At 68.2% G+C, this 26,327-nt stretch carries 29 protein-coding genes and 1 riboswitch; of the genes, 10 read left to right on the top strand and 19 right to left on the bottom strand.

Going from position 1 to position 26,327, the window contains the following annotated elements; genetic code table 11:
- Positions 1–59 precede the first annotated feature (59 nt).
- Together H7I57_RS09215 and H7I57_RS09210 are read right to left on the bottom strand one after the other, a co-directional pair.
- On the bottom strand, positions 60–1,349 hold the full coding sequence (locus H7I57_RS09215) for a L,D-transpeptidase (RefSeq protein WP_308204332.1): 1,290 nt from the start codon (positions 1,347–1,349) through the stop codon (positions 60–62).
- Between the two features lie 15 nt (positions 1,350–1,364).
- Positions 1,365–2,414 carry a UDP-N-acetylmuramate dehydrogenase gene (locus H7I57_RS09210; RefSeq protein WP_264023122.1) on the bottom strand — a complete coding sequence of 350 codons (1,050 nt, stop codon included), beginning with the start codon at positions 2,412–2,414 and terminating at the stop codon, positions 1,365–1,367.
- A gap of 26 nt (positions 2,415–2,440) precedes the next feature.
- On the opposite strand from H7I57_RS09210, the gene H7I57_RS09205 reads away from it, so the two are divergent.
- Positions 2,441–2,953, top strand: a complete 513-nt coding sequence (locus H7I57_RS09205) for a DUF2505 domain-containing protein (RefSeq protein WP_264023121.1) — start codon at positions 2,441–2,443, stop codon at positions 2,951–2,953.
- 22 nt (positions 2,954–2,975) lie between these two features.
- On the top strand, positions 2,976–3,791 hold the full coding sequence (locus tag H7I57_RS09200) for a class I SAM-dependent methyltransferase (protein ID WP_264023119.1): 816 nt from the start codon (positions 2,976–2,978) through the stop codon (positions 3,789–3,791).
- Here the strand turns inward: H7I57_RS09200 and H7I57_RS09195 are convergent.
- The gene (locus H7I57_RS09195; RefSeq protein ID WP_264023117.1) at positions 3,788–5,326 is read right to left on the bottom strand and encodes a high affinity choline transporter 1; all 1,539 of its coding nucleotides are present in this window, start codon (positions 5,324–5,326) and stop codon (positions 3,788–3,790) included. The two genes, H7I57_RS09200 and H7I57_RS09195, sit on opposite strands and share 4 nt — an antisense overlap.
- Before the next feature lie 82 nt (positions 5,327–5,408).
- Positions 5,409–5,514: riboswitch (guanidine-I (ykkC/yxkD leader) on the bottom strand.
- Positions 5,515–5,724: 210 nt separating this feature from the next.
- On the opposite strand from H7I57_RS09195, the gene H7I57_RS09190 reads away from it, so the two are divergent.
- The 3 genes from H7I57_RS09190 to H7I57_RS09180 are packed head-to-tail and all read left to right on the top strand — an operon-like array spanning position 5,725 to position 8,586.
- Positions 5,725–6,879: an agmatinase family protein gene (locus tag H7I57_RS09190; protein ID WP_264023116.1), complete on the top strand. Its 1,155-nt coding sequence runs from the start codon at positions 5,725–5,727 to the stop codon at positions 6,877–6,879.
- 25 nt (positions 6,880–6,904) lie between these two features.
- Positions 6,905–7,720 carry a carbon-nitrogen hydrolase family protein gene (locus tag H7I57_RS09185; RefSeq protein WP_264023224.1) on the top strand — a complete coding sequence of 272 codons (816 nt, stop codon included), beginning with the start codon at positions 6,905–6,907 and terminating at the stop codon, positions 7,718–7,720.
- On the top strand, positions 7,717–8,586 hold the full coding sequence (locus tag H7I57_RS09180; RefSeq protein ID WP_264023114.1) for an LmeA family phospholipid-binding protein: 870 nt from the start codon (positions 7,717–7,719) through the stop codon (positions 8,584–8,586). Before H7I57_RS09185 ends, H7I57_RS09180 begins: the two co-directional genes overlap by 4 nt.
- A gap of 3 nt (positions 8,587–8,589) precedes the next feature.
- Here the strand turns inward: H7I57_RS09180 and deoC are convergent, their stop codons facing one another.
- The 6 genes from deoC to H7I57_RS09150 form a co-directional block, all read right to left on the bottom strand.
- A complete protein-coding gene (gene deoC / locus H7I57_RS09175; RefSeq protein WP_264023113.1) occupies positions 8,590–9,264 on the bottom strand; it encodes a deoxyribose-phosphate aldolase in 675 nt (224 codons plus the stop codon).
- On the bottom strand, positions 9,264–9,680 hold the full coding sequence (locus H7I57_RS09170) for a DUF2599 domain-containing protein (RefSeq protein WP_264023111.1): 417 nt from the start codon (positions 9,678–9,680) through the stop codon (positions 9,264–9,266). The genes deoC and H7I57_RS09170 overlap by 1 nt, the downstream gene beginning before the upstream one ends.
- Positions 9,680–9,961, bottom strand: a complete 282-nt coding sequence (locus H7I57_RS09165) for a DUF2516 family protein (RefSeq protein WP_264023110.1) — start codon at positions 9,959–9,961, stop codon at positions 9,680–9,682. Before H7I57_RS09165 ends, H7I57_RS09170 begins: the two co-directional genes overlap by 1 nt.
- A gap of 58 nt (positions 9,962–10,019) precedes the next feature.
- The gene (locus tag H7I57_RS09160) at positions 10,020–10,649 is read right to left on the bottom strand and encodes a heparin-binding hemagglutinin (protein ID WP_264023109.1); all 630 of its coding nucleotides are present in this window, start codon (positions 10,647–10,649) and stop codon (positions 10,020–10,022) included.
- Positions 10,650–10,666: 17 nt separating this feature from the next.
- On the bottom strand, positions 10,667–11,182 hold the full coding sequence (locus H7I57_RS09155; protein WP_264023108.1) for a helix-turn-helix domain-containing protein: 516 nt from the start codon (positions 11,180–11,182) through the stop codon (positions 10,667–10,669).
- A 91-nt stretch (positions 11,183–11,273) separates the two neighbouring features.
- The gene (locus H7I57_RS09150) at positions 11,274–12,587 is read right to left on the bottom strand and encodes a DUF445 domain-containing protein (RefSeq protein ID WP_308204331.1); all 1,314 of its coding nucleotides are present in this window, start codon (positions 12,585–12,587) and stop codon (positions 11,274–11,276) included.
- A 116-nt stretch (positions 12,588–12,703) separates the two neighbouring features.
- Here H7I57_RS09150 and H7I57_RS09145 point away from each other — a divergent pair, with 116 nt between their 5' ends.
- Positions 12,704–13,408 carry a TetR/AcrR family transcriptional regulator gene (locus tag H7I57_RS09145; protein WP_264023107.1) on the top strand — a complete coding sequence of 235 codons (705 nt, stop codon included), beginning with the start codon at positions 12,704–12,706 and terminating at the stop codon, positions 13,406–13,408.
- 4 nt (positions 13,409–13,412) lie between these two features.
- The gene (locus tag H7I57_RS09140; protein WP_264023106.1) at positions 13,413–14,282 is read left to right on the top strand and encodes a polyphosphate kinase 2 family protein; all 870 of its coding nucleotides are present in this window, start codon (positions 13,413–13,415) and stop codon (positions 14,280–14,282) included.
- Positions 14,283–14,448: 166 nt separating this feature from the next.
- Here the strand turns inward: H7I57_RS09140 and H7I57_RS09135 are convergent, their stop codons facing one another.
- From H7I57_RS09135 to H7I57_RS09120, 4 genes are all read right to left on the bottom strand, one after another.
- Complete coding sequence (locus H7I57_RS09135) at positions 14,449–15,312, bottom strand: endonuclease domain-containing protein (RefSeq protein WP_264023105.1); 864 nt, start codon at positions 15,310–15,312, stop codon at positions 14,449–14,451.
- 184 nt (positions 15,313–15,496) lie between these two features.
- On the bottom strand, positions 15,497–16,369 hold the full coding sequence (locus tag H7I57_RS09130) for a 3-hydroxybutyryl-CoA dehydrogenase (protein WP_264023104.1): 873 nt from the start codon (positions 16,367–16,369) through the stop codon (positions 15,497–15,499).
- Between the two features lie 129 nt (positions 16,370–16,498).
- A complete protein-coding gene (gene aceA / locus H7I57_RS09125; RefSeq protein ID WP_264023103.1) occupies positions 16,499–17,785 on the bottom strand; it encodes an isocitrate lyase in 1,287 nt (428 codons plus the stop codon).
- A gap of 268 nt (positions 17,786–18,053) precedes the next feature.
- Positions 18,054–18,830, bottom strand: a complete 777-nt coding sequence (locus H7I57_RS09120; protein WP_264023222.1) for an acyl-[acyl-carrier-protein] thioesterase — start codon at positions 18,828–18,830, stop codon at positions 18,054–18,056.
- A 129-nt stretch (positions 18,831–18,959) separates the two neighbouring features.
- Here H7I57_RS09120 and ramB point away from each other — a divergent pair, with 129 nt between their 5' ends.
- From ramB to H7I57_RS09105, 3 genes are read left to right on the top strand one after another with little or no spacing between them, the layout of a single operon-like run.
- Entirely contained in the window at positions 18,960–20,393 is a 1,434-nt protein-coding gene (gene ramB, locus H7I57_RS09115) for an acetate metabolism transcriptional regulator RamB (protein WP_264023102.1), read from the top strand.
- Positions 20,394–20,407: 14 nt separating this feature from the next.
- Entirely contained in the window at positions 20,408–20,932 is a 525-nt protein-coding gene (locus H7I57_RS09110; RefSeq protein ID WP_264023221.1) for a carboxymuconolactone decarboxylase family protein, read from the top strand.
- A gap of 56 nt (positions 20,933–20,988) precedes the next feature.
- Positions 20,989–21,957: an alpha/beta fold hydrolase gene (locus H7I57_RS09105; protein WP_264023101.1), complete on the top strand. Its 969-nt coding sequence runs from the start codon at positions 20,989–20,991 to the stop codon at positions 21,955–21,957.
- A 38-nt stretch (positions 21,958–21,995) separates the two neighbouring features.
- Here H7I57_RS09105 and H7I57_RS09100 read toward each other — a convergent pair whose 3' ends face one another.
- From H7I57_RS09100 to H7I57_RS09075, 6 genes are all read right to left on the bottom strand, one after another.
- Positions 21,996–22,274: a hypothetical protein gene (locus H7I57_RS09100; RefSeq protein ID WP_264023100.1), complete on the bottom strand. Its 279-nt coding sequence runs from the start codon at positions 22,272–22,274 to the stop codon at positions 21,996–21,998.
- Positions 22,275–23,690, bottom strand: a complete 1,416-nt coding sequence (gene lpdA, locus H7I57_RS09095) for a dihydrolipoyl dehydrogenase (RefSeq protein WP_308204333.1) — start codon at positions 23,688–23,690, stop codon at positions 22,275–22,277.
- A 29-nt stretch (positions 23,691–23,719) separates the two neighbouring features.
- Entirely contained in the window at positions 23,720–24,172 is a 453-nt protein-coding gene (locus H7I57_RS09090; protein ID WP_264023098.1) for a hypothetical protein, read from the bottom strand.
- Entirely contained in the window at positions 24,165–24,443 is a 279-nt protein-coding gene (locus tag H7I57_RS09085) for a putative holin (RefSeq protein ID WP_264023097.1), read from the bottom strand. The genes H7I57_RS09090 and H7I57_RS09085 overlap by 8 nt, the downstream gene beginning before the upstream one ends.
- 61 nt (positions 24,444–24,504) lie before the next feature.
- The gene (locus H7I57_RS09080; protein ID WP_264023096.1) at positions 24,505–25,008 is read right to left on the bottom strand and encodes a DUF779 domain-containing protein; all 504 of its coding nucleotides are present in this window, start codon (positions 25,006–25,008) and stop codon (positions 24,505–24,507) included.
- Position 25,009: 1 nt separating this feature from the next.
- The gene (locus tag H7I57_RS09075; protein WP_264023095.1) at positions 25,010–26,311 is read right to left on the bottom strand and encodes a GAF domain-containing protein; all 1,302 of its coding nucleotides are present in this window, start codon (positions 26,309–26,311) and stop codon (positions 25,010–25,012) included.
- Positions 26,312–26,327 lie beyond the last annotated feature (16 nt).

Genomic DNA, 26,327 nt, shown 5'->3' with positions numbered 1-26,327 from the left:
ATTCCAGCAGGGAAAAGCCGAGTGGACTCCTGCTGGAATGCAATTCCGGCCAGAAGGGGCTAGCCACCGGGCTGGCCGCCGACGGGCTGCGGCGCGCCCGACGGTGTCGCAGGAGCCGTGCTGGGCACGCCCGAGGCCTCCTGTTCCGACAGCGCCGACATGGACACCCAGTCGTCCCACGACACGGCCCAGTCCCAAATGTCACCGTCGGCGTACGACAGCGGGATCCGGGTGCCGGTGACCTCGACGGGGTCGCCGTACAGTGCGGTGTTGAAGTAACGCTCGGCGTCTTCGGTGGACAGGTTGATGCAGCCGTTGGTGACGTTGCTGTTGCCCTGGGCGCCCGAACTGGCCGGGTTGGCGTGGATGAACTCGCCGTTGTTGGAGATCCGCACCGCGAACCGCTCGCGGATGTTGGCGTAGCCGGCCGCGGGGTTGGTCATGTAGAAGTCCTCGTACTTCTCGGTGACCACGTGGATGCCGCTGCGGGTGACGTTGCGGTCCAGGTCGCCCTCTCCGTAGCTGCATGGCAGCGTCATGATCACGCCCGCGTCGGTGATGACCTGGATCTGATGCGACGACGCCTCGGCCTTGACCACCTGGAAGCGGCCGATGGTGAAGTCGAGCGTCGAATCGGCCGCGCCGTACGCGCCGTCACCGAACGGGACGCCGTAGAGCTTGGCGTCGACGTGCACGGTGGTGCCCGCCGGGAAGTACTCCTTGGTGCGCCAGTGGACCCGTGACCCGCCGACCTCGTCGGGCAGCCATGCCCAGCCGCCTTCGACCGGCGGGATGGTGGTCACGGTGAGTACCTTCTCCACCTCGGCGCGGTCGTCGTCGGCGATGGCGGCGTCGAACTGCATGATGATCGGTGCCGCGACGCCGACGGTCTGCCCGTCGGAGAGCTGGAACTGCCCGTTGACCTGGTTGTCCGGGTTGATCGTGGTGAACGATCCGGTGAGCGGAACCGCTTTGCCGTCGTGGCCGACCACGGTGCCGCCCCACGTGTAGGAGACGCCGTAGCCCAGCGGCTCGGTGACGGTGAACGCCGTCCGCTCGCGGTTGAGCGACCCCGCGACGACCTTGCCGTCGGGATTGGCGAGGCTGACCTTCTGGAACCATCCGTCGGTGACCTCGACGCCGACGCGCGCGGTGGGCACGACGTCGGCGGACCCGTCGGCGGGTTCGTAGGTCACGGTGGGAGGGGCGAGGGCGTCCCCGGCGTCACCGGCGAGGGTGCCGCCGTCGCTGGTACAGGCCGCCAGGGCGCCCGGCGCCACCAACCCGACCGCGATGGCGGCGAGGGCGCGCCGCCTGTTCAGCGGCGGCATCGGGTCGGCGGGGCTCACGTGTACCCACGGTACCTAGAGGGAGCACCCGATCAGCACAGGCTCGGGTGTGAGTTCGATCCCGAATGCCGCGCTTACGCCGTCACGGACGGTCCTGGCCAGCGCGATGACGTCGGCGGTGGTGGCGTTGCCGCGGTTGGTCAGCGCCAGGGCGTGCTTGGTCGACAACCTGGCGGGCGCCCCGTCGCCGGGGTATCCCTTGCCGAAGCCGGCGCGCTCGACGAGCCAGCCGGCGGCCAGTTTCACCCCGTCGGGGGCCGGATAGTTCGGGACGGGACCGTCGACGGCGGCGGCGAGCCGGTCGAATTCCGCGCGCGTCACGACCGGGTTGGTGAAGAACGACCCGACGCTCCACGTGTCGTGGTCGGCCGCATCGAGCACCATCCCCTTGGCCGCGCGCAGCGCCAGCACCGCGGCGCGCACCCGCGACGGGTCGGCCCGCTCCCCCGGTTCGGCGTCGAGCGCGGCGGCCAACTCGCCGTAGCGCAGCGGCGCGCTGCGGCCCCCCTGGTCCAGCGCGAACTCCACCTCCAGCACGACAGCGTCCGAGGAGTTCTTCAAAATGCTTGTGCGATAACCGAACTGGAGAGCCTCCGGGGGCACCCAGCGATCCTCGCCGGTCCGCCGATGGAGCAGCCTGACCCGGCGGATGGTGTCGGCGACCTCGGCCCCGTATGCGCCGACGTTCTGCACCGGCGTCGCCCCCGCCGACCCGGGAATCCCCGAAAGGCACTCGAGCCCGCCCAGCCCGTGTGCCAGCGACGCGGCGACCACATCGTCCCACACCGCCCCGGCCTCGGCCCGGACGACGGCGCCGGCCACGGATATCCCGGTGTTGGCGAGCCGGACGACGGTCAGGCCGTCGAGGTCGTCGGCGAGCACCACGTTGGACCCGCCCGCCAGCACCAGTGCGTCCCCGTCGACGGCGCGCAGGGCGTCGACGACCTGCTCGGTGGTGGCGCAGGTGATGAGCCTGCGGGCGACCGGCCCGACGCGCAGCGTGGTCAGCGGTGCCAGCGGGACGTTCTCGGCAACCGCCACGCCGCGGATCGACGAAGTGACCACGGGCGGTAACGGTAGCGTGGTTTGCTATGCCGCGTTCATTCGACATGGCCGCCGAATACGGGGGCACGGTCGAACAGGTCCACAGGGCGTTCACCGACGAGGAGTACTGGCTGGTGCGCCTCGGCGATTCCGGCGCCGACCACGCCACGCTGGACGAGATGGCACCCGCACCCGACGGCGGGATCCGGATCAAGACCACCCAGACGCTGCGCGCGAGCCGGTTGCCCGCCGTCGTCACCCAATTTCACCGCGGCGACCTGAGTTTCGTGCGCGAGGAGCTGTGGACCCCGATCGTCGACGGTCGCGCGACCGCGGTCGTCACCGGCAAGATCCCGGGAGCCCCGGCCAACCTGACGGGCGACGCGGTGCTGACACCGGTGCCGTCGGGGGCGGGCTCCCGCATGGCGCTGACGGCCACCGTGGAGGTCCGCGTTCCGCTCGTGGGCGGCAAGATCGAGAACTTCATCGGCGGCCAGCTGGTCGACCTGCTGATCGCCGAACAGCGCTTCACCACGGTGTGGATCACCGAAAACAGCTGATCCCGGGCCTAGACTCGCGGGCATGGCTCAGCGTGCTGGTGCGCCGATCGGCGCGATCACGCGGGGCACCACCGGGCACAACCGGCTGCGCCGCAGCGACCGCTGGCTCGTCCACTCGCCGCGGGTCCGCACCGCATTGCAGTCGTCCACCGATCCGCTGGTCGTCGACGTGGGGTACGGGGCACTGCCGGTGACCACGCTGGAGCTGGCCATGCGACTGCGCTGGGTCCGCGCCGACGTCCGCGTGGTCGGTCTCGAGATCGAACCCGACCGGGTGCGAATCGGCCAGGCGGCGACGCGCAACGGGTCGGCGCCCGGGGTCGAATTCGCGCTCGGCGGTTTCGAATTGGCGGGCCACCGGCCGGTGCTGGTCCGGGCGTTCAACGTGCTGCGCCAGTACCCCGAGGAGGCGGTGGCCGGCGCGTGGGCGGCGATGCGGCAGGGGTTGGCGCCGGGCGGGCTGATCGTCGACGGCACCTGCGACGAGCTGGGCCGCCGCTGTTGCTGGGTGCTCCTGGACGCGACGTCGGTGGTGAGCTTGACGCTGGCGTGCGACCCGTTCGCCATCGAGCGCCCGTCAGACCTGGCCGAGCGCCTGCCCAAGGTGCTGATCCACCACAACGTGCCCGGCGAGCCGGTCCACGCGCTGCTGCAGGCGGCAGACCGCGCGTGGGCCAGCGTCGCCGGTCACGGGGTGTTCGGCCCCAGGGTGCGGTGGCGCGCGATGCTGGAACAACTTGTCGCCGAAGGACTTCCGGTGACACCACCGAGGCGCAACCTCCGCGACGGAGTGCTCACGGTGCCGTGGTCCGCCGTCGCGCCCGACTCGCTTGGCTAGAGCGCCTCGGCCGGCCTGGACTCGACCAACACGGGCTCCTCGACACGCTCCTCGGCGCCCGCAAGTGCCTCGTCGAGGTCCTCGGCGACCCGAATGTCCAGCCCGCGCAGCGTCGCCGGTTTGGTGAGCAGCGCGACGACGACGTAGGCGATCAGCGACGCAGCGAAGGCGATGAAGGTGGGGTAACCGTCGAAGGTCGCGTCGAAGAACCCGTTCTCGACGTAGAAGATCGTGTTGTCCACCCCATACATCGTCGGTGTCATGGCGAACAGGCCGAGACGGACCACCAGGCCCACCGCGATGGCTGCGACCGCCGCCGCCGCGGTTCCCCGGCGCCAGTACAAGCCCAGCACGAACGGCACGATCAGGCAGGCCAGCAACAGGTCGAACGCCAGCGTCAGCAGGATCCCCGTCTGTGGCACCTTGAGCGCGAACAACACCGACACCCCGGCTACCGGCAGCATCGCCCACCGGGTGGCCCGCAACAGCGGATCGGCCTTGCCCTCCACGTGGACTCTCTTGATGTTGCCGACATTGCGCACGGCGACGGCCGCGGTCCCCAGGATCGCGCCATTGGCGGTGCTCATCGACGCGCCGACGATGCCGGCCAGCACCAGCACCGTCAGGCCGATCGGTGCGAAGTCGTCGAGCAGGACGAAAAGGACCGGACCGTCGGATCCTTCCGGCACGATGGCCGTCGACGCGAGCGCCACCAGGGCGAACGGAATACCGACCGCCGCGGCACCGGCCGCACCGATGAAGCAGGCCCGGCGGGCGGTTTCCGGCGAGCGTGCCGAGAAGATCCGCTGCATGAAGTCGATTGCCACGATGTCACCGATGCCCAGGGCGATCAGCGTCGCCCAGTTGATCGCGGCACCCTGCGCCGGATCGCCGAGTTGACCGACGTCGAACGGACCCATTCCGTCCGGGACCGTCAACCCGTACGTCACCGTCACCCAGATCAGAGTGGCCACCGCAGCCACCAGGATCAGGGCCATCTGCACGATCGCGGTGTAGGCGTCGGCGAGCATGCCGCCCGCGCCGGTGTACAGCAGCACGATTCCCGCAATCAACACCACGCCAACCCAGTATGGGAAGCCGACGAAGTACTCGAACAGGAAGCCGCCTGCCACCAGGTTGCCGGCCACCAGGATCGCGAACGCCACGATCATCAGGGCCGACGAGGCCACCTCGACCGGCCTCCCGAAGCGCAGCCGGTAGTAGTCGGGCAGTGTCGTCAGGCCCATTCGGTTCATCGGCTTCGCGAAGAAGATCCCGGTGATCAGCAGGCACAGGCCGAGTCCCAATGGCAGCGCCGCGCCCGCCCAGAAGCCGAACGCCGACGACAGGTCGGTGTTGCCGAGTGTTGCGTTGGTGTCGACGGCTTGCCCCATGAGGGCCGCACCGACCAGCGGCAGGGCCAGGTTGCGACCGCCCACCAAGAAGTTCGTGCTGTCACCACCGACGCGGCGGGCCACGGCCAGGCCGATCAGGGTGACGACGACAATGCTCAATCCGACGCCGAGAAGAATCATTGGGGGAGACCTCCGGATGGATGCGCGGAGGCGGAGCCCCCACATCGGGCGCGGAGGCGGAGCCTCCACATTGGACAGCGGAGTCTCCCGGGCTTTTCTCCCGCCGTGGAACGTCCGGGCATCGCCGCCCGGCCGCCTGCGTCTCTCGGACCAGACCCGCGAACGGCGGAACCCTAGACGCGCCCCACATGTTGATGTGAGTCCGATTCAGGAAAAACCCGTTTCATTACGTCAGGTCGCGCCCGGTGTTAACGCCACGTTTCCTTTAGCGCTGGACAGGGATTCGGGCCTGTGCCAACAATGACCGCAGGGGCCGCGCGAACCGGTTCCCCGGACGAGGTGCTGCGCCTACCCCGTAATCCGGTCAGGGGATCAAGACGGCGCGTTGAGGAGCGCTCGTGCCCGATTCTGGACATCCCGACCCGTCCCTGCCCAACGCCGAAGGCGCCTGGGCCCAGCAGGCCGAGGCCAACCTCGGTGACCGCCGGCTGCGCGAGGAGATCGAGCGTGGCCTGAGCTTCGGCCTGGAAGCCGCGCCCACCATCAACGACCGGACGATCTCGACGTTCGTCCGCGGCGAGAAGCCGCACTTCGCCGGCGAGCGCGGCACGTTCCTGAAATGCCCGTTCATCGAGGACGTCCACCAGGTCGACGACGCCGAGGTCGCGATCTTCGGGGTGCCGCTGGACGCGGGTGCCACCTACCGGCCGGGCACCCGCTTCGGCCCGCAGGGCATCCGGCGCTCGACCAACCTGTTCGGCACCTACAACTACGAATCCGGCGTCGACCTGCGCGAGCAACTCAACATGGTCGACGTCGGCGACGTGTTCACCATCCCGGGCAACCTCGAGAAGTCGTTCGACCAGATCAGCCAGGCGATGGCGTTCGTCGCTTCAAGAGGAATCGTGCCCGTGGTTCTTGGTGGCGACCACTCCATCGGTTTCCCCACGATTCGTGGGCTGGCCCCCTACATGGACGGCAACATCGGCATCATCCACTTCGACCGCCACGTCGACACCCAGGAGACCGACCTCGACGAGCGGATGCACACCACCCCGTGGTTCCACGCCACCAACATCAAGAACGCGCCCGCGACCAACCTGGTCCAGATCGGCATCGGCGGGTGGCAGAGCCCCCGGGAGGGCGTGAAGGTGGGCCGCGACCGCAAGTCGACGGTGATCACCGTCGGCGACGTGGAGCGCGTCGGCGTCGAGAAAATAGCGGAGATGGCCCTCGAGATCGCCTGGAAGGGCGCCAAGGCGGTGTACCTGTCGTTCGACATCGACGTCATCGACGCCGGCTTCGTGCCGGGGACCGGCTGGCCGGAGCCCGGCGGCCTGCTGCCGCGGGAGGCGCTCAACCTGGTCAAGATGGTCTCCGAGCCGGGCCTGGCCGGTATAGAGGTCGTCGAGTGCTCGCCGCCGTACGACTGGGCCGAGCAGACCGCGCTGATGAGCTCGCGGGTGATCCTCGACAGCCTGGCCGCGCAGGTCCGCTCCGGCAAGCTCGGCACCAAGTCCGCCTCGCTCGACCGGCCGGCCTGGGGACCGTAACTAGGCTGGCGGCATGCGCCCCGATATGCGTGTAGCCCTCGCTCAGATCCGCAGCACCACCGACCCGGCGGCCAACCTCGGCCTGGTCCGCGAGTACACGCAGCGGGCCGCCGACGCGGGCGCGTCGCTCGTGCTGTTCCCCGAGGCGACCATGTGCCGCCTCGGGGTGCCGCTCGCCGAGGTCGCCGAACCGCTCGACGGGCCGTGGGCCGACGGGGTGAGGGAGGTCGCCCAGCGTGCGGGCATCGTGGTGGTCGCAGGCATGTTCTGTCCCTCCGGTGACGGCCGCATCACCAACACGCTGCTCGCGACGGGTCCGGGGGTGGACGCCCGCTACGACAAGATCCACCTCTACGACGCGTTCGGCTTCACCGAGTCCAAGACGGTCGCCGCCGGCCGGGAACCGGTGGTGATCAGCGTCGACGGCGTGACGGTCGGGCTGACGCTGTGTTACGACATCCGGTTCCCCGAGCTCTATGTGGAGCTGGCCGAGCGCGGGGCCGAGTTGATCACCGTGCACGCGTCGTGGGGCACCGGGCCGGGAAAGCTCGACCAGTGGACGCTCCTCGCCCGCGCCCGCGCGATCGACACGACGAGCGTGGTCGCCGCGGTCGGGCAGGCCTACCCGGGCGACGAGATCGCCGCGCTCGGGCCCACCGGGGTGGGTGGCAGCATCGTGGCGTCCGCCCTCGGCGAGGTACTGGTCTCGGCCGGCGCCGACCCGGAGGTGCTGGTCTACGACATCGACCTCGAGGCAGCCCGCAAGGCCCGCGAGACCGTCGCAGTGATGAGCAACCGCTCAGGGGTTGCTCATCTGCGTAGGGCAGAATCGCTCGGGTGACCGATCCCTGGGCCCCTCCGCCACAGCAGCCAGGCCCACCGCAGCCACAGTTCCCGCAGAACCAGCCCCCCGGTTATGCGCCTGGGCCGCCGTCCACCCCGCAGGAGGATTCGTCGTTGCAGGCGAAGTTCAAGAAGATCTTCAGCGACCCGCTGTCCATCGTCCTGGTCGCCGTCATCGTCATGGCGCTGGTGTTCGCCGGGCTCCTCGGCGGTGAGTTGTATGCCCGCAGCCGGGCCGACTCGGTGGTCTCCAAGGTCGTCGAGTGCGTGGTGCAGGACGACGTGAGCGCCTCGTTCGGCACGCTGCCGCCGTTCCTGTTCCAACATGCGTCGGGCCACTACACCAACATCCGGATCGAGACCGCGGGCAACCAGGTCCGAGACGCCCAGGGGATGAAGCTCAACCTCGACATCAACGACGTCCGCCTGGAGGACTCCGCCACCTCGAGCGGATCGCTCGGCTCGCTGGTCGCCAACATCACCTGGAGCGCCGAGGGGATCAAGAAGACCATCCAGGGCGCCATTCCCCTGGTCGGCAGCTTCGTCACCGGGGTCTCGACCAATCCGACCGACGGGACGATCGAGCTCGAGGGGGCGCTTGGCAGCATCACCGCGCGGCCCGAGGTCGTCGACGGCGCCATCTCGCTGCAGGTCGTCAACGTGACCGGGTTGGGCTTCACGCTGCCCCGCGAGACGGTGCAGCCCGCGCTGGACGCGTTCACCTCGGAGCTGACCCAGAACTATCCGATGGACATCCGCGCCGATTCCATCGAGGTCACCGACTCCGGTGTGGTGAGCCAGCTCTCGACGAGCAATCAGTCGATCCCGAAGCAGAACCAGGACCCCTGCTTCGTCGGCCTGTAGCGGTCAGCCGAGACCGTCGAGTACCGCCCGGGTGCCCGACAACCCCAGCCTGGTGGCTCCCGCGTCGAGCATCGCGACAGCGTCTGCGGCAGTGCGGATTCCGCCACTGGCCTTGACACCCAACCGGTTTCCGACGGCGGCGGCCATCAGCTCGACCGCCCGCACCGATGCGCCTCCGCTCGGGTGAAATCCGGTGGAGGTCTTGACGAAATCGGCGCCCGCGTCCTCGGCGACCCGGCAGATGTCGCCGAGCATCGGCTCACCGCTGTACTCCAGCACGGCCGCCGACTCGACGATGACCTTGAGCACCGACTGCGGAACCGCCGCACGCACCGCCGCGATGTCGGCGTGCACCCGGTCGAGCACACCCGCGACGGCCATACCGACGTCGATCACCATGTCGATCTCCGCGGCACCGGCGGCCGCGGCCAGTCGCGCTTCTGCGGCCTTGACCTCCGAAAGATGTTTACCGGAAGGGAATCCCACGACCGACGCGACGGCGGGACCGTTGACCGGCGAACATGCCGCCGCTACCAGCGTGGGTGAGACACACACCGCGAACACTTCGAGTTCGGCTGCGTCGGTGAGCAATCCGACGATGTCCGCCTCGGTGGCCTCGGGTTTGAGCAGCGTGTGGTCGACCAGGCCCGCGACGTGGGCGCGGGTGTAGGAGCCCATCAGAAGGGCTCTTCGGTGCCACCCGGATTGCAGCCTGCCGCGACCATCTCCTGCTCGCCGACCTCGGGACGCCACGGCTCGAGGTTCCAGCTGGTCTTGCCGGGTTCGAAGATCTCGGCGAACTTCCAGTGGCAGACGAACTGTTCCCGCATGCCGGAAATGGCCGCGTCGGGAGAGAGTGTCAGCACCTCGGCCCAGGCTTGGTCGGCCTGTGCCGCGGTGCCCGGCCTGCCGGACGTGTCGCGCCCCGAGGCCGTCGGGTAGACGCGCAGGCTGGACAGGTCGCCCCACTTGGCCCACTCGACGTGGTCGACGTAGGGCGGCGGCGCGAGGACCGGTGTGGCAGATGCCGCGGGTGCGACCGCGACGGTCAGTGCGACGGCGACGACGACTGCGGTGGCGGAGATGCGCCGCACTACCGCGACTTCCCTTGGATCTCAAGAATCTTGGGGCGGACGTCGACGAGGTAGACGCCCGCGGCCACGGCGGCGATCGCCACACCGGTGATACCGAGCACGAGGGCCAGCAGCACGCCCGCGCCCAGGATCACCAGCCACACCGGCTTGGTCAACTTGTCGGCGGCGGTGTAGGCATCGGGTCGCTGCATCGCGGCGTGCACGAACGCATAGACCGCCGTCACCAGGACAGCGACGGTCAAAGCGAAGAGGACGTAACCCACCAGGCCTTGGAGCTCCACGCTCGACAGCCTAGGCGGGTTACGCCCTCCGGTCGACTCACCCCACGGGGTGAGCGACTTACTTCTGGGTGACCTTCTTGGCGGGCGCCTTCTTGGCCGGAGCCTTCTTCGCGGCCGGGGTGGCCTTCTTGGCGGGCGCCTTCTTGGCCGGGGCCTTGGCCGCGGACTTCTTCACCGGAGCGGCGGCCGACTCGGCCTTCTTCGGCAGCTCGACGCCGACCAGCTTGGCGGCACGCTCACCGACCGCGCGGGTCTGCGACGCGACGTTGCCGAGCGCCTCCTGGGTCAGCTCGACGGCCTGGTCGGTGTATCCCTCGACCCGGCTGGCGGCCTCTTCCAGTGCAGGCTGGTTGCGGAGCCTCTCCAGGGCGGCCTCGCCGCGCTCGATCAGCTTGTTGTAGGTCGTCTGCGCGGCGTCGGCGTAGCCCTCGGCGAACTTGCGCAGTTCCTCAGAGGTCAGCCGGCCTCGGATGTCGTCGACCTGGGTCGGCAGTTCGGTCTGGAGCTTGTTGATGCGGGCACGGCTCGCCTCGGCGCGGGCCTCGGCGTCGGTGCGGGCTTCGCCTGCGCGTTCGCGCAGCGTCGCGACGATCTCGTTGACGCGCTCCAGGGCCAGGTCGGCAGCGCCGACGGCGGCGAGCAGCGGGGCCTTCAGGTCGTCGATCTCGATCTGGTTCTTCTCAGCCATGGTTGGTTCCTTCCGTTTCACGATTGGTGGTTGATTGGCGGTGCTTGCAGGAGTTGCAGGGTCGGGCTTCGGACGGGGCTTGGGTCTTGTTCAGTCGTCGGCTCCTCATCTGCTTCGCTTGCTGTGTCGACGGGCACCGCCGCTGCCTCGGCAGCCTCGAGAAGGGCGGCCTCGTTCTGCTGACAGAACGACGTGTAGATGTCGAGCAGCACCTGCTTTTGCCGCTCGTTGATCGCCGTGTCGGTGATGACGGCGTCGCGAACCTCGCTGGTCTCCGTGGGCTCGAGAATGCCGGCCCGGATGTAGAGAACCTCTGCGGAGACCCGCAGCGCCTTGGCGATCTGGTTGAGCACGTCGGCTGAGGGCTTGCGCAATCCCCGCTCGATCTGGCTCAGGTAGGGATTGCTGACACCGGCCTTCTCGGCCAGTTGCCGCACCGACACCTGCGCGGCTTCGCGCTGAGTGCGGATAAAGCTCCCGATGTCTTGCGCAGCGCTGGACACGACAGCGGCAAGATTTTCATCCTGCGACATGGGTAGCCCCCTCGTTGCGCTGGGTATCCGAACAGCGACATCCCAACCGTACGACGGGGTGCTAACTTTTGCAAGCACTAGTTAGCGCAGGTCAGAACAGTAACTGGGCCACTGTGTAGATCACCAGACCCGCCAGCGAACCGACCACGGTGCCGTTGATACGGATGAACTGCAGGTCACGACCCACGTGGAGTTCGATTCGGCGGCTGGCCTCGTCGGCATCCCACCGCTCGATGGTTTCGGTGATGATCGCTGTGATCTCCGTCCCATACTGGGTGACCAGGTGCTGAGCGGCACGAACGATCCATTTGTCCACCTTGTCGCGCAGGTCGGCGTCGTCGCGCAGCGATTCCCCGATGTTGACCACCGAGTCGGCGATGCGGGCCCGCAGGGTCGAGGACGGGTCGTCGACCGACTCCATGAGGATCCGCTTGGCCGCGGTCCACGCGGTCTCGGCGGCACGCGCGACCTCGTCACGCGCCATCACCTGCTCCTTGACCCGCTCCGCCCGCGCGACCGTCACCTCGTCGTTCTGCAGGTCGTCGGCGAACTCGAACAGGAACTTCGTCGCCGAACGCCGCAACTCGTGATCGGGATTGCGGCGCACCTTGTCGGTGAAGTCGACGAGCTCGCGGTGGATCCGGTCGCCGATCAGGCTGTCGACCCACCGTGGCGACCACGACGGTGAATCGCGCTCGATGACCCGCTCGATGGTGTCGCCGGCATTCAGCGACCACTGGAAGGCGCGGTCGGCGAGAAGCTGGATCAGCGCCTCCTGGCGGCCCTCCACCAGCAGCGAGTTCAACACCCGACCGATCGGCGGACCCCACTGCGGTTCGGCGATGCGCTTGACGATCATCCGGTCCAGCACCTGCTGGACGTCCTCGTCGCGCAGCATCTCCACCAGAACGCGCAGCGCCGTGGACGCCTCGGCGGCCACCCGTTCGGCATGCGACGGCTCCGACAGCCACTTCCCGAGCCGGCCCGCGACCTGCGCGTCGCTCAGCTTGGTCTCGACGACCTCGGCCGACATGAAGTTCTCGCGCACGAACGCGCCGAGGCCCTCGCCGAGCTGGGCCTTCTTGCGCTTGATGATTGCGGTGTGCGGGATCGGGATTCCCAGCGGATGCTTGAACAGTGCGGTGACGGCGAACCAGTCCGCGAGCGCACCGATCATGCCGGCCTCGGCGGCCGCCCGGACATAGCCGACCCAGGGCGCCGCGTCCCCCCGGGACTGGGCCCACGTGCAGGCCAGGAAGATCACCGTGGCGCCGAGCAGGAATCCGAGCGCGACGACCTTCATGCGCCGCAAACCGCGTCGGCGGTCGGCGTCGGCAGCAGAATCCGCCCCGGCAAGCGACTCGGCGAAGCTGGGACGCGCACCGACGTCGGTTCTGTGTGCCACCCCTACATCATCCGCTATCCCGGCAACTGCCTGTTGTGACGTTCCCGGCGACTCCCGTCGCTGCGGCGCACCCCCCGTATCATCGACACGGACATAGGGAATGGATCACCTCGAACGTGGCACAACACTCGCCGCCGGTGGCGGTCAAGACCGATGGGCGCAAACGACGCTGGCACAAGCACAAAGTCGAGCGCCGAAACGAGCTTGTCGACGGCACCCTCGAAGCCATCCGCCGGCGTGGAAGCAACGTCAGCATGGACGAGATCGCCGCGGAGATCGGCGTGTCCAAGACCGTTCTCTACCGCTACTTCGTCGACAAGAACGATCTGACCACCGCGGTGATGATGCGCTTCGCGCAGACCACCCTGATCCCGAACATGGCCGCGGCGCTGTCGTCGAACCTGGACGGCTACGACCTCACCCGCGAGATCATCCGCGTCTACGTCGAGACCGTCGCCAACGAGCCCGAGCCCTACCGCTTCGTCATGGCCAACAACTCGGCGAGCAAGAGCAAGGCCGTCGCCGACTCCGAGCAGATCATCGCGCGCATGCTCGCCGTGATGTTCCGCAGGCGCATGGTCGAGGCCGGGATGGACACCGGGGGCATCGGGCCGTGGGCCTATCAGATCGTCGGCGGCGTCCAACTCGCCACGCACTCGTGGATGTCGAATCCGCGCATGACCTCCGTCGAGCTGATCGACTACCTGACGATGCTGTCGTGGAGCGCGCTGTGCGGAATCGTCGAGGTGGGTGGCTCCCTGGAGAAGTTCCGGCAGATGCCCCATCCCTCCCCGGTGTTGCCGCCCCGGCTGCTTGACTAGCGGCATGAGGAACGCTGCCGACGCCGTGCCGGCCTTGTGGACACACGAACCGCATGGGCACCTGATGTTCCGTGTGGGTGACAAGGTCGGCGACATCGACACCGACGCCACTCCCGGGTTCAGCGGAAGCAAGGTCGATGCGCCGACGCTGCAGGCCGAACGCAATGTGCGGCTGGCCGAGCTGCAGGAGATGCTCTACGCCAACAGCCGCTCCGGGGACACCAGATCGGTGCTGCTGGTGCTGCAGGGCATGGACACCGCGGGCAAGGGTGGAATCGTCAAACACGTTATGGGAGGGGCGAACCCGCAGGGCATCCAGTACCGCAACTTCGGCAAGCCGACGCCGGAGGAATTGAGCCATCACTTCCTGTGGCGGATTCGCAAGGGCCTGCCGACGGCCGGACACATCGGTGTCTTCGACCGTTCGCACTACGAGGATGTGCTGATCGTGCGGGTGCACAACCTGGTGCCGCTAGAGGTGTGGGAGCCGCGCTACGACGAGATCAACGCGTTCGAGCGCGAACTCGTCGACAGCGGCACGGCGCTGGTGAAGGTCGCGATGTTCGTCTCGCTCAACGAGCAGAAGAAGAGACTGGCCGAGCGGCTCGAGCGTCCGGACAAGTACTGGAAGTACAACCCCGGCGACATCGACGAACGCCTGAAATGGCCGCTGTACGAACAGGCCTACCAGGCGATGCTGGACCGGACGTCGACGCCCCAAGCGCCCTGGCACATCGTGCCGTGCAACCGGAAGTGGTACAGCCGCCTCGCCGTCACCGAGTTGCTGATCGAGGCGCTCAAACGCCTCAACATGTCTTGGCCGCCACCGGATTTCGACGTGGCGGCCGAGAAGAGGCGGCTGGCCACGGCATAGCCGGCGTCCGCCCGCACCGCCGCCCATCGCCCGCCCCGGCTGCCCATCGCCCGCCCCGCCCCGCCGCCGTCCTCCGCCGTCCCTCCGCCGCCGTCCGCCGCCGAACGTACGGCTTCTGACGTAGATCGGGCGAAATCCATCAGAATGCGTACTTTCGGTCGAGACCTCAGGGGCTGACTGTCCAGCCGCGCTCGCGTAGCGCGTTCCTGGCCCGCCGCGATATGTCGTCGGGAGCGTCTCGCAGATGCCTTGCGCTGACCCGGATGATGATCCAACCTCGGGCTGCCAGGAACTCCAGTCGAGTGATGTCCTCGGCATGGGCCACCGGGTCGGTCCAGTGATGTTCACCGTCGTACTCGACACCAACACAGTATTCGGGCCAGCCCATGTCGATCCGGCGCACGACTCTGCCCTTCGCGTCCCTGACGGGAATCTGAGTGATCGGTCTCGGCAATCCATCACGGATCAGAAGCAGGCGTACCCGGGTCTCCTGCGGCGACTCGGCACCGCCGTCGACGAGCTCGAGCACCTTGCGCAGGCTGCGGATTCCCCTCGCGCCAGGGTGGCGGTCGGCAATTTCCGCGATGTCGGGCACCGGACACCGCGTGGCGTTGAGCAACGCATCGATGCGAATGATGGCCTCGTCACCCGGAGTTCGTCGGCCGATGTCGTAGGCGGTGCGCGCGGCTGTCGTGCACTCGATGCTCTGAACCAGGCACACCTCGTCGTCGACAAGCCTGTCTCGGTGGATCAGGATGCCGGGCGCGGTCCCCGCACGGACGCGCGTGAGCTCGGCGGGTGCATCTCCGGGCAACCAGCGGGTGCCGTGCATCGCTGCGGCGGACAACCCTGCGAGAGTGGCCTTGCGCTGCGACCACAACCACGCCGCCTGCGCGCGGTCCCGCGCCGTCAACGCCATGCCCCGTGGGGCGTAGACGTTATGGTGCACCTTGACGAACCGCCGACGAACGTCTTGGCGAGTCAGGTCCCCTGCCGCGAGCGCCTCGGAGGCAACGATGAGTTGCTGCACATCGGATTAGGCGCACGACGGCGCCGATCGGTTCCCGAACGTACGAATGCTGATGGAAATTCAGCAGATTCCATCAGAAACCGTACGCTCGGCGGGTGAGTCGGGCGGCGGCGGCACGCTCGGCGGGCGAGTCGGGCGACGGCGGCCCCGCACGGGCGCGCGAGTCAGCGCGAGTCGTCGCGAGTCAGTAGCTGTAGAAGCCCTTGCCCGACTTCTTGCCGAGCTGGCCGGCCTCGACCATGCGCTGCAACAGCGGCGGCGGCGCGTAGTTCGCGTCCTTGTACTCGTCGTACATGGAGTCGGCGATCAGCTTCATCGTGTCCAGCCCGATGAGGTCGGACAGCCGTAGCGGTCCCATCGGATGCGACAGGCCCGCCACCACCGCCGTGTCGATGTCCTCGACGGTGGCCACGCCCGCCTCGGCCATCCGGATGGCCGCCAACAGGTAGGGCACCAGCAGCGCGTTGACGATGAAACCGGAGCGATCGCCGCACCGCACCACCTTCTTGCCCAGCTTCTCGCCGGCGAACTGCTCGACGCGTGCGGCGGCCTCGTCGGTGGTGACGAGGGTGCTCACCAGCTCGACGAGCGGCAGCACCGGCACCGGGTTGAAGAAGTGCAGACCCAACACCCGGCCCGGATTCTTCGTCGCCGCAGCGATCTTCATGATCGGGATGCTCGACGTGTTCGACGCCAGCACCGCGTCCGGGTCGGTGACGACGGCATCGAGTTCGGCGAAGACCTTGGCCTTGACGACCTCGTCCTCCACGATCGCCTCGATGACGAGCTGGCGATCGGACAGATCGGCGAGGTTCGTCGTGTAGGTCAGCCGCGCGACCGTCACCTCGAATTCGTCGGCGGCCAGCTTGCCCTTCGCCTTCGCGCGCTCCAGCGAGGCGGTGATGCGGGTGCGCCCCGCCTCGGCCAGCTCCTCGGTGGGCTCGAACACCAGGACGTCGGCGCCGGCTTTGGCGCACACCTCGGCGATCCCGCCACCCATCTGCCCGGCGCCGACGACGCCAACCCGTTCGATGCTCACTCGAGAACTCCTCGTCATAGCGACAGACCCCGCTCAAGAAACCCGAGCGGGGCCTGCGCTGTCAACTCCGGCGAGCTTGCGCATATGTACGCATGCAGCGGCGTGTCGCTGTGCAGACACGCGAGCTCGCGGTTGGGAAGGGTCAACTCAGTGGAACTGGCCCTCTTCGGTCGAGCCCGCGAGCGCGGTGGTCGACGAGGTCGGGTCCACGGTGGTGGCGATCCGGTCGAAGTAGCCCGCGCCGACCTCGCGCTGATGCTTGGTCGCGGTGTATCCCCGCTCCTCGGCGGCGAACTCTCGCTCCTGCAGCTCGACGTAGGCGCTCATCTGGTTGCGGGCGTAGCCGTGGGCCAGATCGAACATCGAGTAGTTCAGGGCGTGGAAGCCGGCGAGGGTGATGAACTGGAACTTGAAGCCCATCGCGCCCAGCTCGTTCTGGAACTTCGCGATCGTCGCGTCGTCCAGGTGCTGCTTCCAGTTGAACGACGGCGAGCAGTTGTAGGCCAGCATCTGGTCGGGGAACTCGGCCTTGACGCCCTCGGCGAACTTCTTGGCCAGCTCGAGGTCCGGGGTGCCGGTCTCCATCCAGATCAGGTCGGAGTACGGCGCGTAGGCCTTGGCGCGGGCGATACACGGCTCGAGGCCGTTCTTGACCCGGTAGAAGCCTTCCTTGGTCCGCTCACCGGTGATGAACGGCCGGTCGCGCTCGTCGACGTCGGAGGTGATCAGCGTGGCGGCCTCGGCGTCGGTACGGGCGATGACGACCGTCGGGACGTCGGCGACGTCGGCCGCGAGGCGCGCAGAGGTCAGCGTGCGGATGTGCTGCTGGGTGGGGATCAGCACCTTGCCACCGAGGTGGCCGCACTTCTTCTCCGACGCCAGCTGGTCCTCCCAGTGCGATCCGGCGACACCGGCGGCGATCATCGCCTTCTGCAGCTCGTAGACGTTCAGCGCGCCACCGAAGCCGGCCTCACCGTCGGCGACGATCGGGGCCAGCCAGTTCTCCACCGAGCGGTCGCCCTCGACCTTGGCGATCTGGTCGGCGCGCAGCAGCGCGTTGTTGATCCGGCGGATGACCTGCGGCACCGAGTTGGCCGGGTAGAGGCTCTGGTCGGGGTAGGTGTGGCCGGACAGGTTCGCGTCACCGGCGACCTGCCACCCGGACAGGTAGATGGCCTTGAGGCCCGCGCGGACCTGCTGAACGGCCTGGTTGCCGGTCAGTGCGCCCAGCGAGTTGACGTAGTCCATGTCGTGGAGCTGCTCCCACAGCACCTCGGCGCCACGGCGAGCGAGGGTGCTCTCCTCGACGACGTGTCCCTGCAGGGCGACGACATCGTTGGGCGTGTAGGTGCGGGTGATGCCCTTCCAGCGCGGGTTGTGGTCCCAGTCGTGCTGGATCTGTTCCGGGCTCTTCGGCGTGCCAACGGTGGACATGTGGTGCTCCTTCGGTTTCATGCAAGTCGCTGAAGGCCCTGGGAGCCTCCGCGGTTGTTAACGCTCCAGCATTTTCACTGGTGTGCTAATTCGAGGATGCACTACGCCATAACCGCAGGTCCACCCCTTTCTGTTGCCAACTTTCGCCAATACCCGCCGGTAAGTTGCGAAGATTGCGAAGGCTGGTCACACTGAACCGGTTCAGTAGCTACTAGCCAGTAACCGAATCTGCGCAGGTCAGTACGCTCGTACTGTTAACGGAAGCGATTCAGAGGTTGAACAGCGAGGCGACGGCTTTGGTCTCGTCGCCGACCGCGTATGTGAGCGTTGTAACAGTGCGGTCCGTCAGCGCCTCGCCGAACGCATCGGTCGAACCCGCCGGATACACGTGCGTGACGATCTCCAGCTTGTCACCGAGGGCGACCGGGAGATCGTGCTCGATGGTCACGCGCAGCGGGCGGGCCAACAGCTCGGGATGGCCGGCCAGGTAGTCCTCGACGACGGACCAGTACACGGAGTTGTTCATGTGGTCGAAGATGTCGATGTCGCTGACGCGGACGGGGTAGTCGCGGACCTCGCGGGCATCTTCGCGGCTGCCGGCCTTCAGGTACGCCTTCCACCTCAACCGGTCCACCTCGGTGGTGCGCTGCAGGCCCTCGATGAAGTCATCGGCGATCCGCGCGGGCCCCTGGGTCTCCCGGTTGATGTTGATCCAGAACGCCTCGGATTCCATCAGCCCGCCGCGGCGGCCCTCGACCCGGACCCGCATCTCACACCAGCGGTTGGAGGTCCCCGAACACCAGCGCCGCAGCCTGAGCATGTCCTTGAACTCGATGGGCCGGATCAGGTCGATCATCGTGCGCCGCACGATCCACAGGGGGTGGGTGTCCTCGAAGCCCATCTCGCGCAGCTGGTCCGAACCGATGTCCTGGATGTGGCGGGTCGCGGCGTCGAACTTCAGCCTGCCCGCGCGGTCGACGTCGGCGACCCGCAGCGGCCACTGGACGTCGAACACGTCGGGGTGCGGATCAGGTACCGGCATCATCGCCTTGGCCAGCCCCTGGGCCGGCTGCCCGGTATTGCTCACGGATTCCGATACTGCCACATACCCCTCATTGCCAATACTGCGAATCTTCCCTTCGCAACTGTGCTAGTCCCGGCTACGCTGGGTGACGTGCCCAAGACGTTCGTCGGCGCCCGCGTCCGGCAGCTTCGGAGCGAGCGCGGTTTCAGCCAGGCGGCGCTGGCGCAGATGCTCGACATCTCGCCCAGCTATCTCAATCAGATCGAGCACGACGTCCGTCCGCTGACCGTGGCCGTGCTGCTGCGCATCACCGAGGTGTTCGGCGTGGACGCGACGTTCTTCGCCTCGCAGGACGACACCCGGCTGATCGCCGAGTTGCGCGAGGTGATGATGGATCGCGACCTCGACGTCGACGTCGAACCGGCCGAGATCGCCGACATGGTCGCCGCGCACCCCTCGTTCGCCCGCGCCATGGTCAACCTGCACCGGCGCTACCAGCTCACCACCACCCAGCTGGCCGCCGCGACCGAGGACCGCTTCAACATCAATGCCGGCGGCAGCGGGACCGGGTCCATCACGATGCCGCACGAAGAGGTCCGCGACTACTTCTACGGACGCCAGAACTATCTGCACGACCTCGACACCGCGGCCGAGGACCTCACCGCGGGCATGCGGATCCAGCGGGGCGATCTCGTCGGCGACCTGGCAGACCGGCTGCGTATCGTCCACGGCGTCAGGATCGTCCGTCGTATCGACCTCGGCGCGGGGGTCCTGCACCGCTACGATCCGGCGTCGAAGACCTTGGAGATCAGCGCCCACCTGTCCTCGGGGCAGACGGTGTTCCGGATGGCCGCCGAGCTGGCATACCTGGAGTGCGGCGCGCTGATCGACAAGCTCGTCGGCGAAGGTCACTTCACCAGCGACGAGTCCCGCCGGCTGGCGCGTCTGGGGCTGGCGAACTACTTCGCCGCCGCGACCGTGCTGCCGTACGCACAGTTCCACGAGACGGCGGAGAAGTTCCGTTACGACATCGAGCGGCTCTCCGCGTACTACCTGATCAGCTACGAGACCATCTGCCACCGGCTGTCGACCCTTCAACGGCCGTCGATGCGCGGTGTCCCGTTCTCCTTCGTCCGCGTCGACCGTGCAGGCAACATGTCGAAGCGCCAGTCCGCCACCGGATTTCACTTCTCCTCCAGCGGTGGGACCTGCCCGCTGTGGAACGTCTACGAGACGTTCGCCAATCCCGGCAAGATCCTCGTGCAGCTCGCGGAGATGCCGGACGGGCGCAGCTACCTGTGGGTGGCCAGGACCGTGGAGCGACGGGCTTCGCGCTATGGTCAGCCGGGTAAGACGTTCGCGATCGGCCTCGGCTGCGAATTGCGCCACGCGCAGCGGCTGGTCTATTCGGAAGGGATCGATTTGTCCGGTGACCCCCATGTCCGGGCAACGCCGATCGGTGCGGGCTGCCGAGTGTGTGAACGCGACAACTGTCCGCAGCGAGCGTTCCCCGCTCTGGGGCGCGCGCTGGACATCGACGAACACCGGTCGACGGTGTCGCCATACCTGGTGAGGCAGCCGTGACGGCGCCCTCGCGGATGCCGCCCGGCGGCTTCAAGGAACTGGGCCCGATCAACTGGCTCATCGCCAAGGCGGGCGCGCGCGCCATCCGCGCACCGCGCTTCAGCCTCTTCACCGTGCTCGGCCGGCACCGCCTACTGCTTCCGGTGTGGCTGCCGCTGTCGGGCTTCCTGCTCTACGGGGGCAAGCTGTCGCCGCGCGACAAGGAGACCGTGATCCTGCGGGTCGGCCATCTGCGCGAGTGCGAGTACGAACTGCAGCAGCACCGCAGGCTCGCCCGCAGCCGCGGGCTGGACCCCGTGACGCAGGCCCGGGTCTTCGAAGGTCCCGACGCCCAGGGCCTCACCGACCGGGAGCGGGTGCTGATCACCGCCACCGACGAGTTCGTCGTCACGCGCGGGGTGTCCCCCCAGACCTGGCAGGCGCTCGCCGAGCACTACACCAAACCCCAGCTGATCGAATTCTGTTTCCTGACAGCGCAATACGACGGACTCGCCGCCACCATCGCCACGCTGGGCGTACCGCTGGACTTCCCGGACTGACCGCACGCATTGACACAGCCGACAGAGACTGTAACGACCACGGCTAGCATGCGTTCATGAGTCCGAGCAATCCCTGGCGGCATCCGCCCGGCGTTCCCCGCTGTGAGCCGCCGCGCGCCGAGGGCTGCTTCTTCCTGCCCGACGGTCGCCGGATCGGTTACGCCGAGTACGGGAACCCGACCGGGCCCGTCGTGCTGTGGTTCCACGGCACGCCCGGTGGCCGCAGGCAATTCCCCATCGTCGGACGCCGCGCCGCCGAAAGGCTCGGCCTGCGGGTGGTGCTCGTCGAGCGCGCCGGGTCCGGGCTGAGCCACCCCTACCACTACGACCGGATCGGTGATTGGGCAGCCGACATGGCCCACGTCGCCGATCTCCTCGGCGCCGCCAAGGTCGGCGTCGTCGGCCTGTCGGGCGGCGGGCCGTTCGCGCTGTCGTGCGCCGGGATGCCCGCGATGGCCGACCGGGTGGCTGCCGTCGCCGTGCTCGGCGGGGTGACCCCGTCGGTGGGGCCCGAGGCCACGTGCAGCGGCGCGATCGCGCTGTCGAGGAAGTTCGCCCCGATGATGTCGGCGTTCCGGCGCCCGTTCGCCGCCGCGGTCGCGGGCATGCTGACACCGGTGATCCCGCTGGCGCACCTGGCCTATCGGGGACTGACCGCGGTGATGCCCGACGGTGACCAGCGCGTCTTCTCCGACCCCGAGATCGAGGCGATGTTCATCGACGACATCGTCCACGTCGCCAACGGCCGCTTCCAGGCGTTACTCGACGATGCCCGGTTGTTCGGCCGTGACTGGGGCTTCCGGATGGCCGACATAAAGGTTCCGGTCCGGTGGTGGCACGGTGACGCCGACTCGATCATCTCGTTGGCCGACGCCCAGTCGGCTGTCGAGCACCTGCGCGATGTCGAGTTGACGCTCATGCCCGACGAGAGCCACCTCGGCGGCTTCGCCGCCGCCGACGACGTACTCGAGTTCCTGTATCCGCACCTGCCGACAGGAAGCAAGGCGGCCAGCGCGACGCCGTGAGGGCTGCGGTCTGAGTTGTCGGCTCAGCCGACGGTGCGCTACAGGTACGTCACGCCGAGCACGGTCAGCGACAGCAGCACCGGGGACACCGGCAGCGCCCACAGGAACACCGCCCAGATCTCCGCCGTGCGGGACCGGTGTTTCCACTGCCGCCATCCCACCAGCCCGGCGGCCACCCCGACGACGAACGACACCGCGGCGACGACGAGCACCCAGGTCGGCACTTCGGTCGATGCCATGGCCGCGGAGATACCGGCCAGCCACAGGATGTGGCCGACCACCAACCCACCGATGCCGGCGACCCAGATCGCTCTCAATTAGAAGTTGATCATGTGGCCGGCCAACCCGTGGAAGCACTCCTGCATCGCTTCCGACATCGTCGGGTGGGTGTGCACGTTGCGGGCCAGCTCGTTGACGGTGAGGTCCCACTTCTGGGCCAGCGTGAGCTCGGGCAGCAGTTCGGAGACGTCGTGCCCGATGAGGTGCCCGCCGAGCAGTTCGCCGTACTTCGCGTCGGCGACCAGCTTGACGAAGCCGCTCGGGTCCCCCAGGCCGTGCGCCTTGCCGTTGGCCGTGAACGGGAACTTGGCGACCTTGACGTCGTAACCCTCGTCGCGGGCCTGCTCCTCGGTGAGCCCGAAGCTGGCGACCTGCGGCTGGCAGAACGTGGCGCGCGGCAACATCCGGTAGTCACCGAATGCGAGGGTCTCGGCGCCGGCGATCGTCTCGGCGGCCACCACACCCATCGCCTCGGCGACGTGCGCCAACTGCAGCTTGGCCGTGACGTCGCCGATCGCGTAGATGTGCGGCACATTGGTGCGCATGTAGTCGTCGATGCCGATGGCCTTGCGGTCGGTCAGCTCCACGCCTGCCTTGTCCAGGCCGAAGCCCTCGACGTTGGGGGCGAAGCCGATGGCCTGCAGCACCTTGTCGGCCTTGAGCTCCTCGGACTTGCCGTCCTTGCTGACGGTGACCAGAACAGAGCCATCGGCCCCTTCGTCTCTGATGGACTCGACCTTGGTGCCGGTGCGGATCTTCACGCCGAGCTTCTTGAACTGCTTCTCGATCTCCTTGGAGACTTCGGCGTCCTCGTTGGGCAGCGCGCGCGGCAGGAACTCGACGATCGTCACGTCCACGCCGTAGTTCTTCAGGACATAGCCGAACTCCATGCCGATGGCACCGGCGCCGGCGATGATGATCGACCCGGGCAGCTCCCGGGTGAGGATCTGCTTCTCGTAGGTGACGACGTTGTCGGACAGCGACGTGCCGGGCACGAGCCGGGTGCTGGAGCCCGTCGCGATGATCGCGTGGTCGAACTCGAGCTTCACAGGGCCGTCTTCTGGGCCATCCCCGCTCGGTTCCACCTCGATGCTGTTGGCACCGGTGAACTTCCCGTAGCCGTGGATCTCGGTGATCTTGTTCTTCTTCATCAGGAAGTGCACACCGGCGACTCGGCCGTCGGCCACCTTGCGGCTGCGGTCGAACGCGGCGCCGAAGTCGAAGCTCGCCTCGCCGCTGATGCCGAACTGCTTGGCTTCCTTGGTGAAGATGTGCGCGAGTTCGGCGTTGCGCAGCAGCGCCTTCGACGGAATACACCCGACGTTGAGGCACACGCCGCCCCAGTACTTGGGTTCGACGATGGCTGTGTTCAGCCCCAGTTGGGCGGCGCGAATTGCCGCGACGTATCCGCCGGGGCCGGCTCCGAGAACGACGACGTCATAGTGGGTCACGATTACCCACCCTAGTAGGCGTCGCCCGGTCGTTACCTGCTGATCCAGCCGAACACGTAGCCGCCGTAGAGAACCGCGGCGGCCGCGGTCGACGCGAACGGGGCCGACATCAGCGCGATGGAGACGGCGGACACCGCGGGTCTGCTCTGCACCAACGCGGTGAGCAGGCTGCCGACGGTGCACGCCACGAGATAGACCAGCACGACGAAGACCGGCATGGTCTTGTCCAGCGAGTGATACCACCAGTAGTACAGACCTGCTCCGGCCGCGGCCGCGAGCAGCCAGACACCCGCGACGACGAGGACGAACCGCCAGCGCCCGAGGTACTGCGCGACGCCGGGGACCACGAGGGGCTGCGGCGGGATCTCGACGGGTGGCGCCACCTCGGCGGGCTCGATCAGCCCCTGCGCGGTGAAGGACCCGGTGAACTCTGGCTGGAAGGGCTGGGTGTGCTCGCCGGGCCCCCGCCAGTCGGTGTCAGCCACCGGAGGCCACCTGGATCGCGGCCAGCGTGGCGAACAGGCCCGGCCCCATGGCCAGCACCATCGCGCCCACGGCGGTGACCCACCGACGGCCCGCCAGCAGGATCGTCAGCATGCCGATCACGCTGGGAACCCCGATGACGAGCGCGATCACGAGGTCGGGCCGGATGGTGGCGGTGACCTCGACGGCGGCGACGAGCGCAGCCATCATGCCGAGAGCGACGCCGACGATCATCACCCCGGCCAACACCGATGCACGCGGCAGCGGAATCACGTCTTCGACGATAACGCCGGGACGTGCGGATTCCCGGGCGGCGCGCCCTAGCCGCTGCGCCCTACTTCAGCGGGATCGCGCAGGCGTCGACACCTTCGGCGACGATGTGGGTGCCGTTCGACGGCGGTCGCTCGCCGCGTTCGAAGTCCGCGCCGGTCACCAGGGGCAACGCCGCCAATGCGCTGTTCTCGTCGGCGGTGAACGCGCGGCCGCGGGACAGGAAGCGCATGCCCTCCGGGGCCTCCAGGCTGAATCCGCCGCCCCTGCCGGGAACGACGTCGATCACCAACTGGGTGTGCTTCCATGCGTCGAACTGGGGACCGGAGATCCAGACGGGGACGCCGAAAGTACCTTTGCTCCTCGCGTCCGCACCGCCGACGTCGAGAACCGCCAACAGGACGTCCCGGTCGCCCACGAGGAAGTCGCCGTCGGGGTAACACATCGGCGAGGACCCGTCGCAGCACCCGCCCGATTGGTGGAACATCAACGCCCCGTGGCGCTCCTGCAGCCGACGCAGCAGTTCGGCCGCCGCTTCGGTCACCAGGGCCCGGTTGGGTACGTCCATGTCAGCCATCCTCCCTCAATGTCCGGATCACCGGCGCCGTCGACGGCGGCAACAGCGTCCGCCGGTTCTCCGGGTAGCGGACGTCGAGATCCACCGAGCCGGCGAAGCGGTACGGCTGGGCGGCCAGCAGCCCGGCGAACTGTTTGCGCAGCCGCGACATCTCCGCGCGCACCGTCACCACCTTCGACCGGTCGCCGTACAGATCCTCGGCGAGCTGGGGCGCCGACCGCCCGCAAGGCGAAAGGGCAAGGGCGACAAGGATTTCAGCGTGCCGCAGCGACAGGTCCTGTCGCCACACGCCGAACTCGCCGGTCATGCGCAGTGACGGGGCGTCCGGGTTGGCGAGATCCAGCGTCACCCGCGACGGCTGGTCGGGACTGCCGGTGTCGTCTCCGATGGCGGGCCGCAGCAGCCAGCCGCCGGGTAGCGGCTCGACGGCGCACATGCCCAGCGTCGCCAGCCGTACCCGGCCGGGTTCGAGTTGTTCGGGCAGCAGTATCCGGTTGTGCAGCGGCATCGCGTCGACGGCGGCCACCCAACCGTCGGTGTCGACGGCGAGCGCCGGGCTGCCCATCCGCGCGAGGATCGGGGCGGCGAACGCGCGCAGCCGGTTCAGCGTGCGGTCGTGCTCCTGGCGCAGCTGGGACTCGGCGAGGCGCGCCACCGCGTCCACCAGAGCGATCGTCGTCGGGTGCACCGTGGGCGCCGGACCGGAGACGTCGACGACGCCGATGACCTGTCCGGTCCTCGGATCCCGGATGGGAGCCCCGGCGCATGTCCACGGGTGGTGGCTGCGCAGGAAGTGTTCGGCGGAGAACACCTGGACGGCGCGCTGCGACACCAGCGCCGTGCCGATGGCGTTGGTGCCCACCACGCCCTCGCCCCAATTGGCGCCCTCGACGAAACCCAACCGGTCGGCGTTCGCCAGCACCGCGGGCGACCCGGAACGCCACAGCACCCGTCCTTTGGCGTCGGCGACGACCAGGATGTTCTCGCCCTCGGCGACCAGCGACTCCAAGCCGTGGGCGATCTCGTCGAGCACCTCGATCAGCCCGGAGGAACGCCGCAGCATCTCCAGCGCGCCCGTCTCCACCACCGGCGCGGTCTGGACATCCGGGTCGATCCCCCGCGCGAGCATCCGCCGCCAGGAGTCGCCGATGACATCTCGCGGCCGGGCGGGCGCCCGGTTGCCCGCCATCGTCGCGTCGTACACGGCCGACATCAGCCGCGCATAGCTGCGCGGATCCTCGCCGGCCGCGACAGCGGGTTCAGGCACGGGCCAACTGCCGATATTGCTGGGCATCAAAGCCCAGTGTGCT

The organism is Mycolicibacterium pyrenivorans (assembly GCF_025821625.1).
In the GTDB taxonomy this organism is placed as follows: Bacteria; Actinomycetota; Actinomycetes; order Mycobacteriales; family Mycobacteriaceae; genus Mycobacterium; species Mycobacterium pyrenivorans.
Note: the sequence above shows the minus strand (reverse complement) of the source record. Positions and strands in the feature narration are given on the sequence as shown.

Coding starts and splice junctions, on each gene's coding strand:
- H7I57_RS09205 (WP_264023121.1), top strand. CDS start 2,441: ATGCCGCGTTCATTCGACATGGCCGCCGAATACGGGGGCACGGTCGAA.
- H7I57_RS09200 (WP_264023119.1), top strand. CDS start 2,976: ATGGCTCAGCGTGCTGGTGCGCCGATCGGCGCGATCACGCGGGGCACC.
- H7I57_RS09195 (WP_264023117.1), bottom strand. CDS start 5,326: ATGATTCTTCTCGGCGTCGGATTGAGCATTGTCGTCGTCACCCTGATC.
- H7I57_RS09185 (WP_264023224.1), top strand. CDS start 6,905: ATGCGTGTAGCCCTCGCTCAGATCCGCAGCACCACCGACCCGGCGGCC.
- deoC (WP_264023113.1), bottom strand. CDS start 9,264: ATGGGCTCCTACACCCGCGCCCACGTCGCGGGCCTGGTCGACCACACG.
- H7I57_RS09160 (WP_264023109.1), bottom strand. CDS start 10,649: ATGGCTGAGAAGAACCAGATCGAGATCGACGACCTGAAGGCCCCGCTG.
- H7I57_RS09155 (WP_264023108.1), bottom strand. CDS start 11,182: ATGTCGCAGGATGAAAATCTTGCCGCTGTCGTGTCCAGCGCTGCGCAA.
- H7I57_RS09140 (WP_264023106.1), top strand. CDS start 13,413: ATGAGGAACGCTGCCGACGCCGTGCCGGCCTTGTGGACACACGAACCG.
- H7I57_RS09130 (WP_264023104.1), bottom strand. CDS start 16,369: ATGACGAGGAGTTCTCGAGTGAGCATCGAACGGGTTGGCGTCGTCGGC.
- aceA (WP_264023103.1), bottom strand. CDS start 17,785: ATGTCCACCGTTGGCACGCCGAAGAGCCCGGAACAGATCCAGCACGAC.
- H7I57_RS09120 (WP_264023222.1), bottom strand. CDS start 18,830: ATGATGCCGGTACCTGATCCGCACCCCGACGTGTTCGACGTCCAGTGG.
- H7I57_RS09110 (WP_264023221.1), top strand. CDS start 20,408: ATGCCGCCCGGCGGCTTCAAGGAACTGGGCCCGATCAACTGGCTCATC.
- H7I57_RS09105 (WP_264023101.1), top strand. CDS start 20,989: ATGAGTCCGAGCAATCCCTGGCGGCATCCGCCCGGCGTTCCCCGCTGT.
- H7I57_RS09080 (WP_264023096.1), bottom strand. CDS start 25,008: ATGGACGTACCCAACCGGGCCCTGGTGACCGAAGCGGCGGCCGAACTG.
- H7I57_RS09075 (WP_264023095.1), bottom strand. CDS start 26,311: ATGCCCAGCAATATCGGCAGTTGGCCCGTGCCTGAACCCGCTGTCGCG.